The sequence below is a fragment of the Marivita sp. S2033 genome (assembly GCF_046592965.1).
In the GTDB taxonomy this organism is placed as follows: Bacteria; Pseudomonadota; Alphaproteobacteria; order Rhodobacterales; family Rhodobacteraceae; genus Marivita.
Genome location: NZ_JBISBV010000006.1, coordinates 82,552 through 98,693, shown reverse-complemented (window position 1 = coordinate 98,693; position 16,142 = coordinate 82,552). Strand labels below are relative to the sequence as shown.

The following is a 16,142-nucleotide window of genomic DNA, read 5'->3' as shown; positions in this document are numbered from 1 at the left end:
GCTATACCGCCCATAACCCTCTCAAACTCAGGACGCCCGACATGAGCACCATCATCGACATCTACGCCCGCGAAATCCTCGACAGCCGGGGCAACCCCACCGTCGAAGTTGATGTCATGCTCGAAGACGGCACCATCGGGCGCGCCGCCGTTCCGTCGGGTGCATCCACCGGAGCCTACGAAGCCGTCGAAAAGCGCGATGGCGACAAAAGCCGGTACATGGGCAAGGGCGTTCTGGAGGCGGTCGCATCCGTCAACGGCGAGATCGCGGAGGAAATTGTCGGAATGGACGCGACCGAACAGGTCGGCATCGACATGGCGATGATCGAACTGGACGGCACCGACAACAAGAGCCGCCTTGGCGCCAACGCGATCCTCGGCGTCAGCCTCGCGGCCGCAAAGGCCGCTGCGGATTTCTCGGCCCAGCCTCTGTATCGCTATGTCGGCGGCACATCGGCGCGGATACTGCCGGTGCCGATGATGAACATCATCAATGGCGGCGAACATGCCGACAATCCGATCGACATTCAGGAATTCATGATCATGCCGGTCGCGGCCGACAACATCCGCGATGCGGTGCGCATGGGGTCCGAGGTTTTTCACACGCTGAAGAAAGAGCTGTCCAACGCCGGTCTGTCGACCGGTATCGGTGACGAGGGCGGATTTGCGCCAAACCTGTCGTCAACCCGCGACGCGCTCGATTTCATTCTGAAATCCATCGAGAAAGCCGGATACACCCCCGGCGACGACATCTACCTCGCCCTCGATTGTGCCGCGACCGAATACTACAAGGACGGCAAATACGTATTCTCCGGTGAAGGCAAGACACTCAGCTCGGATGAAAATGTCGCTTATCTTCAGGCGCTGGTGAACGATTACCCGATCCTGTCGATCGAAGATGGCATGTCCGAAGATGACTGGGATGGCTGGGCCACCCTCACCAACGTTCTAGGCGACACTGTGCAACTGGTTGGCGACGATCTTTTCGTCACGAACCCCGCGCGTCTGGCAGACGGCATCGCACAGGGCTGCGCCAATTCCATGCTGGTCAAGGTCAACCAGATCGGCACCCTGACCGAAACCCTGACAGCGGTCGAGATGGCCCACCGCGCCGGCTATACCAACGTGATGAGCCATCGTTCGGGCGAGACGGAAGACGCGACCATCGCCGATCTGGCCGTGGCCACCAATTGTGGACAGATCAAAACCGGCTCGCTGGCCCGCTCGGACCGGTTGGCAAAGTACAACCAGTTGATCCGGATCGAGGAAATGCTTGCAGAGACCGCGCAATACGCCGGACGGTCGATCCTGAAAGCGTAAGAGCCGGATAGGTCCGAAAGGCCGGGCGCTCCGCGCCCGGTTTTTGATTATTTTTGATGAGAAGAATTCTGGACGGGCGGCGGTCGTTCCCGCCAGTCGTCAGCTTCCGGCGTTCGGTTCCTGGTAAACGCCCTGCTCTTTCAGCGCATCCACCACTTCGGTCGGCATATATTCCTCGTCGTGCTTGGCCAGGATTTCCGTCGCCTCGAACACGCCGTTCACCAAACGTCCGGTCCCGACCATGCCCTGATTTTCGGAAAACAGGTCGGGCAAGACCCCGCTATAGGTCACAGGAACCGCCGCGCCGCCATCTGTGACGATGAAGGACACAGTCGACCCCTGACCGCGCACAATCGAGCCATCCTCGACCAAACCGCCGATACGGAACGTTTCGTTCGGTGCTGGCGGTTCCGCCGCGACCTCGCTGGGCGAGCGGAAAAAGTTGATTCCGTCGCGCATTCCGTAGCCGATCAGAGCCGTCGACAACACCAAAGCGACCGTCGCCAAGGCGATGACCTGTATCCGTCTTTGCTTTTTAAGCGATTTCAGCGACATGGCACCCTCACTTTGCAATAGATAGCGAATATAAACACAGTTCGCCGCAATGAACACTGCGCCAGATCAAATGCCGCAGGGCATTTCAGGCGGTTTTCGTGGATTCGTCCCGTCTCTCCGATGTCGCAAGATCAATCCTACGGAAAACAGGGCGCGAGCATCAGACCGGTGCTTTCATCAAGTCCCAGCATCAAGTTGGCGTTTTGCAGAGCCTGCCCCGACGATCCCTTGGTCAGATTATCCAATGCCGCGATGACAATGGCCCGTCCCTCAATGCGGTCGCCGGTCACGCCGATATGGCAAAAATTCGAGCCGCGCACATGATGGGTCGACGGCGTCTCGCCGAACGGCAGGACCTCGATAAACGTCTCGTCCGCATAGGCGTCAGCCAACGAGCGATAGATCTCGCGCGCGTCGCCGCTCACATAGCACGTCGCCAGGATGCCGCGGTTTGCCGGGATCAGATGCGGTGTGAACTGCACCCGAACCGGTTCGCCGGCCAGCTCTGAAAATTCCTGATCGAATTCGCCAAGATGGCGGTGCGTGCCGCCGACAGAATAGGCGTTCGCTCCTTCGGACAATTCGGCGTGCAAGAGGTTCTCCTTCAAGGACCGCCCCGCACCGGAGACCGCGCATTTGAGATCGAGTATGATGTCGCTCAATCCGATGACCCGATCGGTGATCAGAGGGCGCAGCACATATTGCCCCGTTGCCGCATTGCACCCTGTGCCAGCCACCAGCCGCGCCTTCGCAATCGCATCACGGTAGAACTCCGTCAGGCCGTAAACGGCCTCGGCCTGCATGTCGGGTGCTGCGTGGGTGTTGCCGTACCATTGCTCATAGGCCGCCGGATCGCGAAGTCGGAAATCTGCCGAAAGATCGACGATCTTCAATGTCTTGGGCAAGCGCCCGATCACGTCCTGACTGGTCTTGTGTGGCAGCGCGCAGAAGCAAAGATCAATGTTGGTAAAGTCGATTTCTTCCCATGTGACCAACTGCGGCAGATCGAGATGGCGCAGATGAGGAAAGACCTCGGCAATGCTCTGACCGGCTTTGGAATTTGCGGCAAGTGCTGCGATTTCCATGTCGGGATGGGTTGCGATCAGGCGCAACAGCTCGGCTCCGGTGTATCCGCTGGCACCGATAATGGCGATTTTGAAAGGCATCACTTTGTCCCTCTGTGACTGGTTCCAGACGCGGGGCAGACCGCTCAAACCGACTGAAACGTGATCTTGCGGCGCAAGAATTGAGTGGCGTGATCGGACACGCGCCTTGGGTCGCCGGTCGTCAGGAACTTGGCCTCTTCGCCCGGCCCGAACATCGACGGATGCCGTTCAAGATAATCCGCCAAGGACGCGGCTACCAGATCGGCCTGCGAATAGACCGCAACTTCCGGGCCCAACGCGTCCTGAAAGGCATCCTGCACCAAGGGGTAATGGGTGCATCCAAGGATCGCCGCCTCCGGTTGCGGCATCTTTCGCTTGAGCGCATCGACATGGCTGCGCACCAGCGCTTCGGCAAGGATCATGTCGCCATCCTCGATCGCATCGACCAGACCGCCACAGGCCTGCGCTTCTACGTCGACACCAATCGCGCGAAACGCCAGTTCGCGCTGGAACGCGCGGCTGCGAACGGTCGCGGGCGTCGCAAACAGCGCCACATGCTGTACCGCCACCTCGCGCGGGGGGGAATTGTCGCCCCATTGCCGCTCCGTCAATGCTTCGATCAGAGGTACGAAAACACCCAACACCCGCTTGTCGCGCGGAATCCAATTCTCCTGCATGCGCCGAAGTGCGGCTGCGGATGCTGTGTTGCAGGCAAGGATGACAAGATCGCACCCTGCATCCCACAGCCGTTCCGTCGCCGCGCAGGTCAGATTGTAGACATCATCCGCATCGCGAACGCCGTAAGGGGCGTTCCGGTTATCGCCCAGATACACGAACGGCACCTCGGGAAGCCTTTTGGAGACGGCGTCCAGAACGGTCAAACCGCCCAAACCGCTGTCGAATATGCCAACCGCCATGCCGCATTCCCCTTGCGCCCGAACCTGATCGCCGCGGTGTCTGAACAGCGGCATTTCACTTTGCTCTTACGTCGCTTTGCGGGAAATATCCATCTGTCAGAGTAGGGATTTTTTGCCGCTGTTTCGGGGCGGTGCGCTTGCTTGAACAGCCAAGCCCGCGACCCTTCTGCGTATGCGGCACCACATTCAGGCTTAGGCGCATGATCCTAACATTGCGTTACGATCATTGCGCCGCCTGTTATTCCGCCGCCTGCCGCAATCCCTGGCCACCATCCCTCAAGGCTGCCAGCAATTCTTCCCGCCGCTTTGCAGCACGCGCCTCGTTGGCCTTCTTGACCGGACCGAAACCCTTGATTTGCAAAGGCAATTCCGCCAAGGCAACCAAAGCATCCATCGAATTCTGCGACGCCTTGGGCAGCCACTCGGCCATGTCGGCTTCGTATTGCGCGATCAGCGCCCGCTCCATCTTGCGTTCTTCATTGCGCCCGAACGGATCGAACGGTGTGCCGCGCAACGCCTTCAAGCGCGCCAGAATGGCAAAGCCGGTCAGCATCCGCTCACCATATTGCTTCTTCACTGGCCGCCCGTCTGCGCCCTCCTTGCTGAGAAGCGGCGGCGCAAGGTGGAAGGACATCTTGAAATCGCCGCCAAATTCGGCCTTGGCCTTGTCACGGGTCTCAAGATGCAGGCGCGCGACTTCGTATTCGTCCTTGTACGCCAGAACCTTGTGATAGCCCATCGCCACGGCCTCTTTAAGACGCGGATCGCTGACAGACTCGACCAGTTTGAGATAGCGATTTGCATAGCGCTTGCTTTGGTACTTCACCAGATGATCGAAGCGATACTCAATGCGATCGGCCAGTGTTTTCGGAAGGTCCACGACTTTCGGTTCAGCGACGCGCGCCGCATCCTCGGGGTGCAGAACCGCCCACCGACCGGTTTGGAAGGCGCGGATGTTCTTCTCGGCCGCGGCTCCGTTCAATTCGATGGCTTGCTTGATTGCATCATATGTCAGAGGCACAAGCCCGCGCTGCCAGGCCGCGCCGAGGATCATCATGTTCGAGAATATCGAATCTCCCAACACCGCCTTTGCCAAATCAGAGGCGTCGAACATGTCCAGACGCTCGCGCAGCCGCGCTTCGAGGGCAAGCCGCAAGCGGTCGGTCGGAAGGGCGAAATCGGTATTCCTCGTGAAATCCCCCGTAATGATCTCATGCGCGTTCACCACACCGCCGGTGCGACCCGTTTTCATCAGGCCCAGCGTTTTCGCGCCGGCGCTGACCACCAGATCGCCACCGATCAGCGCGTCCGCCTCGCCTGTAGCGACGCGAATGGCGCTGATGTCTGCCGGTGCATCCGCCAGACGCAAGTGGATATGCACCGCCCCACCTTTCTGCGCGAGACCAGCCATTTCCATCATACCGGCGCCCTTGCCGTCGATCTGCGCCGCCTGCGCAAGCACCGCCCCGATGGTCACGACGCCGGTTCCGCCGACGCCTGTGATGACCATATTCCACGTCCCGTTAATGGCAGGTAAATCCGGTTCGGGCATGTCCGGCAGAACGACATCCGCGGTGGCACTTTTCTGAATGACAGCGCCTTCCAGGGTCACGAAAGACGGGCAAAACCCTTTGAGGCAAGAATAATCCTTGTTGCAGGAGGATTGATCAATCGCCCGCTTGCGGCCCAACTCCGTCTCCTTCGGCACGATGGACACGCAGTTCGATTGCACGCCACAATCACCACAGCCTTCGCAGACATCGGTGTTGATAAAGACGCGCTTGTCGGGATCGGGAAACTGGCCGCGCTTGCGGCGGCGCCGCTTTTCGGCGGCGCAGGTCTGGATGTAGACAATCGCGCTCACACCCTCGATCTTTGCAAACTTCTCCTGAACGGTTTGCAAATCCTGTCTTTCATAAAATTCAAGGTCTTGCGGGAAGTCTTTAAAGTTGACGTCTTCTTTTTCGTCATACACCACCGCGACATGGGGCACCCCCATCGCGCGCAGTTCGGCAGCGATCCGCTGAGGCGTCAAACCGCCTTCGTTCTTCTGCCCGCCGGTCATTGCAACGGCGTCGTTATAGAGGATCTTGTAGGTAATCGTGGTTCCCGCAGCCAGTGCCGCACGGATCGCCTGCACGCCGGAATGATTGTACGTTCCGTCTCCCAAGTTCTGGAAAACATGCGGTCTTTTCGAAAACAGCGACTCCCCGATCCAGTTCGCGCCCTCCGCCCCCATATGGGTAAAGCCCACGGTTTCGCGGTCCATCCACTGTACCATGTAGTGACACCCGATGCCGGCATAGGCGCGGCTGCCGTCCGGCAATTTGGTGGAGGTGTTGTGTGGACAGCCCGAACAGAAATAGGGCAAGCGCGCCGCGATCTCTTCGGCGTTGTCGGCTTTCTTTGCATCGTCAATAGCTTGCAGGCCCGCCTTGATGCGATCCGTATTGCGCCCCTCCTCGATGAGGATGCCGCCCAGACGCTCCGCGATCATCACCGGATCAAGCGCCCCGCGCGTCGGGAAAAGCTCGTCGCGATGCATTCCCCCCGCGCCGCCCTTGTACCAACCATACACCCTGCGACCGCGCCGGTCGTCAAAGATGGCTTCCTTTATCTGCACCTCGATCAGCTTGCGCTTCTCCTCGACGACGACGATCAGCTCGAGCCCTTCGGCCCAGTCGTGGAACCCTTCCATGTCGAGCGGCCATGTCTGGCCAACCTTGTAGGTGGTGATGCCCAACCGCTCGGCTTCGTCAGCGTCGATGCCCAGCAGATTCAGCGCGTGCACCAGATCTAGCCAGTTCTTGCCGGCCGCGACAAAGCCGATCTTGGCTCCGGGCTTGCCCAGAACGCGCTTGTCCATCTGGTTTGCGTGCGAGAACGCCTCGGCGGCGAAGCGCTTGTAGTCGATCATCCGCGCTTCCTGCGCGTGCGGCGTGTCACCGAGGCGAATGTTCAACCCGCCCTCGGGCATCTGGAAATCAGGGGTCACGAACGACATGCGGTCCGGGCGACCATCGACGACCGCTGTCGCCTCGACCGTGTCCTTCATCGTCTTCAGACCGACCCAAAGCCCCGAAAAGCGCGACAGGGCAAAGCCGTACAGCCCGTAATCCAGAACCTCCTGCACGCCCGCCGGGGACACAACGGGCATATAGGCATCCACCATCGCCCATTCGGACTGGTGCAAGACGGTCGAGGATTCGCCGGTGTGATCGTCGCCCATCGCCATCAAGACGCCGCCATGTTGGGACGAACCCGCCATGTTGGCATGACGCATTGCGTCGCCAGATCGGTCCACCCCCGGCCCCTTGCCATACCAGAGCCCGAAAACGCCGTCATAGCGCCCCTCGCCGCGCATCTCGGCCTGTTGCGCGCCCCAAAGCGCGGTTACGGCGAGATCCTCGTTCAGCCCTTCCTTGAACGTCACATCGGCCGCAGACAGATGGCGCGACGCCTTGTTCATCTGAAGATCGACCGCACCCAAGGGCGAACCGCGATAGCCCGTGACATAACCGGCGGTGTTCAACCCGGCCGCCACGTCGCGCGCCTTTTGCATCAGCATGAGCCGCACCAGCGCCTGCGTGCCGTTCAGCAACACCGGCGATTTGCTCAGATCAAAACGATCGTTCAGTGTGATGTCAGCTTTGGTCATCCGACGCCTCCCCGCGCTAAATGTGTGTTCAGTTTAGCATAAATTTAGGTCATAATTGCTGACCTTACCACAAATTTTTTCGTGATAAGACAAGGTTCGGCAAAGTTGTCGTTCATAAATGCAGATATGTCCTGTAAGGGGATCGCATTGATTGAAAGCGAATATCATGGACTGGGATAAACTCAGAATATTTCACGCGGTCGCCGACGCAGGCAGCCTGACCCACGCAGGCGACGCGCTGCATTTGTCGCAATCTGCCGTGTCGCGCCAGGTGCGCGCGCTCGAGGATTCGCTGAACACGGTGCTGTTCCACCGTCACGCGCGCGGACTGATTCTCACCGAGCAGGGCGAATTGCTTTTCGATGCCACCCGCTCCATGAGCAAGCGCATCGACGCGGCAACCGCGCGCATCCGCGACAGCGAAGAAGAAGTGTTCGGCGAACTGCGCGTGACCACCACCATCGGTTTCGGATCGCTCTGGCTCGCGCCGCGCCTGCCGAAACTCTACGAGAAATTTCCCGATCTCAACATCGACCTGATGCTGGAAGAGCGCGTGCTCGATCTTCCAATGCGCGAAGCGGACGTGGCCGTGCGCATGAAGGAACCAAGCCAGGCCGATCTCATCCGCAAGAAGCTGATGGCGATCCGGATGCGCCTTTATGCGTCGCCCGAGTACCTGTCGCAAAACGGCGCGCCGCAGTCGATGGAAGAAATAAGCGGGCATCGGTTGATCTGTCAAAACCCGCGCGATGCACAGGTCAGCGCGGGCATGATGCTGGTTCAGCAACTTCTTGCGCATGACATCCAGTCCATGCTCACCGTCAATAACTACTTCGGCGTCCTGCAAAGCGTGCTTTCCGGCCTCGGGATCGGCGTGTTGCCGGATTATATCATCGAGGATTTCCCAAGCATCCAACGGGTTCTCCCGGATGTGGAATCCGTCGAAGTCCCTGTTTTCCTTGCCTATCCCGAGGAGCTGCGGCAATCCAAACGCATCGCCGCATTCCGCGACTTCGTTCAGGAAGAGATCTTTGCGCATCGCCAGACCCGCAAGGCACTAGAGGCCAGCGCGCGTGGCGATGTGTGACCCATGCGCCTCACGCATAGCGGGAATGACATATGTCCTGCGTTGTAGGACTTGCCATTTTTAGCGCGAATGACATATTTGGGTCATGTGAGACGGGACGCGGTTTTGCGTTTCATCTTCATACCTCCCTGTTGGACTTCGGCCGAGCTTATGCTCGGCCTTTTTTTTAGCGCACAGGCACTGGTGTTGACCCCATGACCAAGAGGCAAAAGCAAAGGCGCATTCGCTGGGATCTTCTTGCACGTCCATTCTGGATGACGCTTGGCGCGCTCGCCTTGCTGCTGGGAATAATCGGGGCGTTCTTGCCGGTCATGCCGACCACCCCGCTGCTTTTGCTTGCCGCTTTTTCCTTCGGCCGCAGCTCGCCGCGCCTGCGTGCGTGGATCGTCGATCATCCGCGCTTCGGCCCGCCGGTGGTCGCCTGGGAAACCCGTCGTGCCATTGCCCGTCGCCACAAGATCCTGGCGGCGTCGATGATGGGTGTCACGTTTCTCGTCAGTGTCGTTCTTGGTCTGCCGGGGTATGTCCTTGCGATCCAGGGTGTCTGCCTTGGCGGCGCATCGCTGTTCGTCCTCACACGTCCCGACGCATAACATCAATCCACCCGCGCTCCATTGTCCTGAGACGGGTCATGGCCTAAAGACAGCGCAACGTGCCGTCACCGACAGGATGCCCCATGCAAGACCCCGCCATCACCGACGATCTGATTGCCGCTCATGGCATCAATTCGGATGAATACGCCGAAATTCTGCGGATCATGAACAGAGAGCCGACCTATACAGAACTCGGCATCTTCTCGGCCATGTGGAACGAGCATTGTTCTTACAAATCCTCCAAAATCCACCTCAAGACCCTGCCCACCACCGGCCCGCAGGTGATCTGTGGACCCGGAGAGAACGCGGGTGTCGTGGATATCGGTGACGGTCAGGCCGTGGTGTTCAAGATGGAGAGCCACAACCACCCCTCCTATATCGAGCCCTACCAAGGGGCAGCGACCGGTGTCGGCGGCATCCTGCGCGACGTGTTCACCATGGGCGCGCGCCCCATCGCGGCGATGAACGCGCTGTCGTTCGGCGAAAAGGACCACCCCAAGACGCGCCAGCTTGTGCATGGTGTGGTCGAGGGGATTGGCGGCTACGGCAACTGTTTCGGCGTGCCCACCGTGGGCGGTGAGGTGCGCTTCCATCCCGCTTATAACGGCAACTGTCTTGTGAACGCGTTCGCCGCTGGTCTCGCCGATGCCGACAAGATTTTCTATTCCGCCGCCAGCGGTGTTGGCCGCCCGGTGGTCTATCTTGGGGCCAAGACTGGCCGCGATGGTGTTGGCGGCGCGACGATGGCGTCGGCCGAGTTCGATGACAGTATCGAGGAAAAGCGACCCACAGTGCAGGTCGGCGATCCGTTCACCGAAAAGCGTCTGATGGAAGCGACGTTGGAGTTGATGCAGACCGGCGCGGTGATCTCGATTCAGGATATGGGCGCGGCGGGTTTGACCTGTTCTGCGGTGGAGATGGGCGACAAGGGCAAGCTGGGCATCCGCCTTGATCTTGAAAACGTGCCCCAGCGCGAAACCGACATGACCGCCTACGAGATGATGCTGTCGGAATCCCAGGAGCGGATGCTCATGGTTCTCGACCCTGCGAAAGAGGCCGAAGCCCGCGCGGTGTTCGACAAATGGGATCTCGACTTCGCCATCGTCGGCGAGACCATTGACGAGGACCGCTTCCTGATCGTGCATAACGGCGAGACGAAGGCCGACATGCCACTCTCCCGCCTCGCCTCCTCGGCCCCCGAATATGACCGCCCGTGGACACCGACAGAGGCCGCGGCCCCGCTCGATGACGTTCCGGCAGTCGATCCCATCGACGCGCTCAAGGTGCTGATCGCCAGCCCGAATTACTGCGCCCGCAACTGGGTGTTTGAACAGTACGACACCATGGTGATGGCCGATACGTTCGAAGGCCCCGGCTGGGGGGCGGGTGTGATCCGCGTTCATGGCACCGAAAAGATGCTTGCCTTCACGTCGGATGTGACCCCCCGCTATGTGCGCGCCAATCCGGTCGAAGGCGGAAAACAAGCTGTTGCCGAAGCGTTCCGCAATCTTTGCGCCGTGGGGGCCAAGCCTTTGGCAACCACCGACAACCTGAATTTCGGCAATCCCGAAAAGCCCGAGATCATGGGCCAGTTCGTCGGTGCGCTCGACGGGATCGGGCAGGCCTGTACGGCACTCGACATGCCCATCGTGTCGGGCAACGTATCGCTTTACAATGAAACCGACGGTCAGGGCATTCTGCCCACCCCGACCATCGGCGCGGTGGGCCTCATCGCCGCCGGAGAAGAGCCGATCCTGGGCCGCGCCCGCGACGGCCATGTCGCCCTGCTCATTGGCGAGACGAGTGGCCATCTCGGCCAGTCTGCCCTGCTTGCCGAAGTCTTCAACCGAGAGGACGGTGACGCACCGCACGTCAACCTCGACGATGAACGTCGCAACGGCGACTTCATCCGCGACAACCGCGATCTCATCAAGGCCTGCACAGACCTCAGCGACGGAGGGCTTGCTCTGGCCGCCTTTGAAATGGCCAGCGCCTCTGGCGTCGGGGTCTTGATCGAGGAAACCGACCAATCCCGACTTTTCGGCGAAGATCAGGCCCGCTACCTTGTGGCGTGCAATTTCGACCAAGCCGAAGCATTGATGATTGCCGCAGGACAGGCCGGAGTGCCTATCGCGTCTGTCGGACGCTTTACGGGCGACACCGTCAGGCTCGGCGGTTCTGACGCGCCATTGGCGGAATTGACGGACATCCACCAAAACGCCTTTGCGGGCCACTTCGCGTCTTTTTGAGCGGCCAGCGGAAAGCCCCGCCTGATCAAACAAGCGGGGCTTTTATCCGTTCAGGTCTCAGCTGTCGCTCAACAGCCGCGTGATCCGACGTACAGCGACACGACGATTGGCGCGTTCGGCCTCGGGCGTCGCGACCCTGAGATCGGTTTCGCCATAGCCCTGAACCACCAGGTTCTCGGGCGGCACATCGTAATATTCGCTTAGCGCCAGCGCGACACTCTCCGCCCGACGATCCGACAGGGCGAGATTGTAGTTCGCGGCACCAACAGCGTCGGTGTGGCCTTCGATCAGGAAGACTTCGCGCGGATCGTTTTCGATCATCCGGCTGATCGCCTGTCCCAACTCGGCAAGTTCGCGCGCCTCTTCGGGTCGAATGACCGCCGAATTGGTCTCGAAGTTGATGAGATCGACATTGATCTCCGGCACCAACCCTCGCACCGCGTCGATGTTGCGCACCTGGCTCAGCGAGAAGCGCCGTCCTGCCTCGCCCGCCTGCTGTGCTTGAAGCGCTGCGGCCAGATCGTCGGAATTGATCTCGCGAAGGTTCATCTGGCGTTGCTCACGCGCTTGCGGCAACTGGCTGACGTCAACCCGCTCGACCTCGCGCGTGTCGTCAAAGAGCACCACTTCCTGCCCGTCCTGCAAAATGCGGGTCCGGCGCAAGACGCGTCCGTCATTCGCGCGGACAGTCTCGACCTGTGTGCCGTCCTCGCGCACGACCACGTTGCGCGTCGATCCGTCTTCATACCGGTACGTGGTCACGTTCGCTCCGGGCTGGCGCAGCAGCGAGTCGTCATTCTTGATGATCCGGTATTGACCATCGCGTTCAACCACGACCCGATCGCCGGTGTTGGTCACCACCTCGTCATCCGGCGCGAGAATCTGGCTGAGTGCGACAGCGCCAAGACCGAGGATTGCGGCTTTTTCGAAGTTGCTGAAACCTTTGTCGTCGTCATCACTGTCGTCGTCATCCTCCCGCGCCTCTCGGGCTCCGCCGTCGAGATCGGTTTCAAACTCCTCCGAAGAACTGCGGGAGGTTTCTTCCGTCACACTTTCCTCGACGACTTCGGCCTCTCCTTCCGCATCGCCTGACGCGGCCATTGACGTTTGAGCATCTGCCTCCGCCTGCGCTTCCGCTTCGGCCTGAGCGTCGGAGCTCAGCGGCTCGGGTTCTGCGTCTTGCGATTGCTCAGCATTTGATTCTTCCGCGTCGGTTTCTGCGGCATCGCTGTCGGTGTCCGACGTGGTGTCAGGCGTTTCTTCCGCCTCGGTCTCGCCTGCGTCCTCCACCTCGGTCTGCGTTTCGACTTCAGCGTCGGAGGATTCCGCACCGTCATCAGCCGGCTCGGCCTCGGTTTCCGGTTCTACCTCCGCTTCGGGTTCAGGCGCGACTTCGGTTTCCGCTTCGGTCGCGTCCTGAGCAGTCCCGTCGCTGTCAGACTCTGTCGCAGGGTCGGTCTGGCTCGCCTCCGGTTCATCCGCCACTTGCGTATCCGTTTCGGATGCCTCGGCCTCGGCCTCCGTGCCCGTCTCGGCATCTTGCGCGGCCTCCGGCTCGCTTACATCGCTTGCCTCAGCCTCGCTGGCAGCTTCGTCAGTCTCCTGCTCCTCGGCAGTGCCCGTATCCTCAGCTTCGCCATCTTCGGCCTCGACGGGTGCAGTCGTTGTCTCACCTTCGGCTTCGCTTTCGCCCTCAGCATCTTCGCCCGCTTCGGTCGTCTCGGCTCCTTCGGTCCCGTCGCCGTCTTCTTCCAACTGCTTGAGCCGCAGGATTTCCGCGTCAATCTGCTCTTGGGTCATCCCCGTCGTGTCGAACGTCACCTCTTGCGACAGCGCGGGCAGCGGGATCGCCAGGTTCGCGATCAGAACGAGAGCTGTGCTCGATTTGAGAACGTTTTTCATTACATGTCCTTCCAGAAAATTCTTGCGATCTTGGAATGGGAACGCAGAACACCGAGGACAGGTTGCACGAGGCGTCGGCGTGTTTTCGCCCAAACCTCTTGATGGGATGAGGTGCCGGAACGCAAAAAGGCGCCCCAAACACGGATGGGGCGCCGGTACTCATTACCAAAAGCGGGCTTATTCTGCCGGAACCTCGGCCACGTCACCCTTGCCGACCAAGCTGTCCGGCAGGACAAACGCTACGAGCACGAAGACCGCACCCAGCGCCATGCCCAGAACATCGCCGGACATGCCGAGCAATCCGTCATAGGACGAGCCGGGAACCGATCCGATGGTGACCTTGCCGCCGGCCAGATCGTCCAGCAAGCCGGACGCCTTCCAGGCCGGGTACGTCGCCATATAGGCTGCCGCTCCAAGCAAACCACCGGCGATGAAAAACAGCGCGTCCTTGCGCCCGGTCGCTGCGGCGCAGACGCCTGTTCCGGGGCAATATCCCGACGCGGCCCAGCCCGCACCCAGCATCAGACCGCCGATGAAGACACCGATATAGGCTGCCTTGACCGACATGTGTCCCACATCGACCAGGCCCAGCATCTGACCGCCGAACATCAGGATCGACCCGGTGCCGATGGCCAGAAGGATGGTTTTCATCAGGTGCAGCCGCCGCAGCGTCAGCATGCCGCCGATCCAGTTGGGATTGGTCGCGCCGATCCGGTCAAGCACCGCTCCGAAGGCGCCGCCAATCACGATTGCAAGAAGAATGGATGTCATGGCTCAACCCCTTTTGTACATTAGCATCGCAGTGGGAATTGCGGCGGCAAAGGCCGCAACCGTGAAGATGTAACCCGAGAGCGCGGTCTGCATCAGCCCCGACATCATGTGCCCCGATGTGCACCCGCCAGCGAGCCGTGCGCCGTAAAGCACGACGAAGCCGCCCAAGAAAGCCACCCCGTAGCGCATCCAGGGTGTGTCGCCGTAATTGGCTGTCCAGATTGCCGGAACCCGCCGTTCATCTGCACCGACGCCACCGCGGAAGATGGCCGAGGCAAACGCTCCCACTGCCATCGCCAGCACGAAGACAAAACTGTAATTCAGCGGATTGGCGGAGTTTTCCGCGTATTTCCCGTCCGACTTGGCCATGTAGGCGTTGGTCGAGGTATAACCGTCTTCGGTTTGTGTGATGAAATCAGGGTTCACGGCGTTGGCGATAACGCCATCAAGGATGACGAACTGCGTCGAGACCCCGATCGGCTTGACCAGCAGCACGGCGGCGAAAAACACCAGTCCAAGCGCCAACCCGCCGATTTTCCAGTTGAGAGTCATGGGGACACTCCATTTTGTATGACATTCTGGAATCTGAATATCATACACATTCCGTAATTGGAATACTTTATGTCGCGATTTTCGTGCGAAGTTCTAGAAGAACGTTAGGCGTCGCAGTTTCGCCGAGCATCGCTCAGAGCATTTGCATCAGCCGCGCCTTGTCTCCGGCATCGTCCCGCTTTGACAGTGCGGCGGCGAGTTCTTCCAATGACTGGATCGAATGCGCTGCGCGAAAGCTGTCCACATGTGGCAGCATCGCCCGAATGCCCGCCGCCTTCGGTACGAACCCGTCCCAGCGCAGCAACGGGTTGAGCCAGATGAGGCGACGGGACGATAGGTGAAGCCGCTCCATCTCGGCCTCCAGAACGCCAGCCTCGTCGCGATCAAGTCCGTCGGTGATAAGTAGCACGACCGCGCCCTGCCCCATCACCCGACGGGACCAATCGCGATTGAAGTCATGCAGGCAGGCTCCGATCCGCGTGCCGCCTTCCCAATCCTGCGCCTGCGCCCCGGCGGATTTCAACGCGGCGTCCACATCGCGTTTCGCAAGATGGCGGGTGATATTCGTCAGCCGCGTGCCAAAGGTGAACGCATGGACCTTGGCCCACCCTGCACCTTTTTCATTGGCAACGGCGTGCAGGAAGTGCAGCACCATGCGGGAATACTGGCTCATCGATCCCGAGATATCGCACAGCACAACAAGGTTGGGCCAGCGTGGCCGCGGTGTCTTGCGGGCAATCGAGCGGATATCGCCGCCGGTTCGCATCGACTGTCGCAGGGTTCGGCGGAAATCCATCTGCGCGCCGATGTCGGACGCCTTGCCGCGGCGCGACGGGATCGGTTTGACCGGCAGGCTCAACCGCGCCAGCATCCGTTTCGCCTGCGCCACCTCGTCTGTCGACATCTGCTCGAAATCCAGTGTCCGCAGCTTTTCCTCGGCGCTCATGGTCATTGTCGCGTCGATCTCGATTTGGGTGGTGTCTTCGCTGGCCTGCTCGTTCTCGGGAACCTCCGGCAAATGATCGTCAAGCAATGCCTGAGCCGCGCGTTTCTCGCCCGACTGGGCAAGTTTTTCCTCCTGCACGCCCCGTATCGCCGGCAACATGAACGACATCATATGTTCGAGATACCGCGGGTCGCGCCAGTAAAGGCGGAAGACCTGGGCATAGATCACCCGATGCTCGGGGCGCGTCACGAAACAGGCATGCAGCGTCCAGTAGAAATCCATCCGCTCGGTAAAGCCCGCAGCCTGAACCGCGCGAACGGCATCGATTACCCGTCCGGGGCCGATGGGCAGACCGGCACGACGCAGGGCGCGGGCGAAATGGATGATGTTATGCGCGAGGCGGGGCGTGTCCGGCAGCTCGACCGGCGCGTATTCGGGCACTAGGGTGCACACCGGGGGCTTTGCCCCCGGACCCCCAAGGTATTTT

At 60.4% G+C, this 16,142-nt stretch carries 12 protein-coding genes; 4 read left to right on the top strand and 8 right to left on the bottom strand.

The annotated features are described in order from the left end of the window. The first annotated feature begins 41 nt into the window (after nucleotides 1–41). Complete coding sequence (gene eno / locus ACGKZZ_RS11870; protein ID WP_411223781.1) at nucleotides 42–1,319, top strand: phosphopyruvate hydratase; 1,278 nt, start codon at nucleotides 42–44, stop codon at nucleotides 1,317–1,319. 99 nt (nucleotides 1,320–1,418) lie between these two features. Here the strand turns inward: eno and ccmE are convergent, their stop codons facing one another. The 4 genes from ccmE to ACGKZZ_RS11850 all read right to left on the bottom strand — a co-directional run bounded on the left by ccmE (nucleotide 1,419) and on the right by ACGKZZ_RS11850 (nucleotide 7,555). After that, nucleotides 1,419–1,868, bottom strand: a complete 450-nt coding sequence (gene ccmE, locus ACGKZZ_RS11865) for a cytochrome c maturation protein CcmE (protein WP_411223936.1) — start codon at nucleotides 1,866–1,868, stop codon at nucleotides 1,419–1,421. A gap of 143 nt (nucleotides 1,869–2,011) precedes the next feature. Then, on the bottom strand, nucleotides 2,012–3,040 hold the full coding sequence (argC, locus tag ACGKZZ_RS11860; protein ID WP_411223780.1) for an N-acetyl-gamma-glutamyl-phosphate reductase: 1,029 nt from the start codon (nucleotides 3,038–3,040) through the stop codon (nucleotides 2,012–2,014). Nucleotides 3,041–3,084: 44 nt separating this feature from the next. Further along, nucleotides 3,085–3,897: a glutamate racemase gene (gene murI, locus ACGKZZ_RS11855; RefSeq protein ID WP_411223779.1), complete on the bottom strand. Its 813-nt coding sequence runs from the start codon at nucleotides 3,895–3,897 to the stop codon at nucleotides 3,085–3,087. A gap of 238 nt (nucleotides 3,898–4,135) precedes the next feature. Then, a complete protein-coding gene (locus ACGKZZ_RS11850) occupies nucleotides 4,136–7,555 on the bottom strand; it encodes an indolepyruvate ferredoxin oxidoreductase family protein (protein ID WP_411223778.1) in 3,420 nt (1,139 codons plus the stop codon). 166 nt (nucleotides 7,556–7,721) lie between these two features. On the opposite strand from ACGKZZ_RS11850, the gene ACGKZZ_RS11845 reads away from it, so the two are divergent. From ACGKZZ_RS11845 to purL, 3 genes are all read left to right on the top strand, one after another. Then, nucleotides 7,722–8,642: a LysR family transcriptional regulator gene (locus tag ACGKZZ_RS11845; protein WP_411223777.1), complete on the top strand. Its 921-nt coding sequence runs from the start codon at nucleotides 7,722–7,724 to the stop codon at nucleotides 8,640–8,642. Nucleotides 8,643–8,836: 194 nt separating this feature from the next. Continuing rightward, nucleotides 8,837–9,235: a YbaN family protein gene (locus tag ACGKZZ_RS11840; protein ID WP_411223776.1), complete on the top strand. Its 399-nt coding sequence runs from the start codon at nucleotides 8,837–8,839 to the stop codon at nucleotides 9,233–9,235. An 83-nt stretch (nucleotides 9,236–9,318) separates the two neighbouring features. Next, a complete protein-coding gene (purL, locus tag ACGKZZ_RS11835) occupies nucleotides 9,319–11,484 on the top strand; it encodes a phosphoribosylformylglycinamidine synthase subunit PurL (RefSeq protein WP_411223775.1) in 2,166 nt (721 codons plus the stop codon). Nucleotides 11,485–11,541: 57 nt separating this feature from the next. On the opposite strand, the gene ACGKZZ_RS11830 is transcribed toward purL, so the two are convergent. From ACGKZZ_RS11830 to ACGKZZ_RS11815, 4 genes are all read right to left on the bottom strand, one after another. Then, a complete protein-coding gene (locus tag ACGKZZ_RS11830; protein WP_411223774.1) occupies nucleotides 11,542–13,386 on the bottom strand; it encodes an OmpA family protein in 1,845 nt (614 codons plus the stop codon). Nucleotides 13,387–13,563: 177 nt separating this feature from the next. Then, the gene (locus ACGKZZ_RS11825) at nucleotides 13,564–14,157 is read right to left on the bottom strand and encodes a YeeE/YedE thiosulfate transporter family protein (RefSeq protein ID WP_411223773.1); all 594 of its coding nucleotides are present in this window, start codon (nucleotides 14,155–14,157) and stop codon (nucleotides 13,564–13,566) included. Nucleotides 14,158–14,160: 3 nt separating this feature from the next. Further along, on the bottom strand, nucleotides 14,161–14,709 hold the full coding sequence (locus tag ACGKZZ_RS11820; RefSeq protein WP_411223772.1) for a YeeE/YedE thiosulfate transporter family protein: 549 nt from the start codon (nucleotides 14,707–14,709) through the stop codon (nucleotides 14,161–14,163). A gap of 133 nt (nucleotides 14,710–14,842) precedes the next feature. After that, nucleotides 14,843–16,096, bottom strand: a complete 1,254-nt coding sequence (locus tag ACGKZZ_RS11815; protein ID WP_411223771.1) for a vWA domain-containing protein — start codon at nucleotides 16,094–16,096, stop codon at nucleotides 14,843–14,845. Nucleotides 16,097–16,142 lie beyond the last annotated feature (46 nt).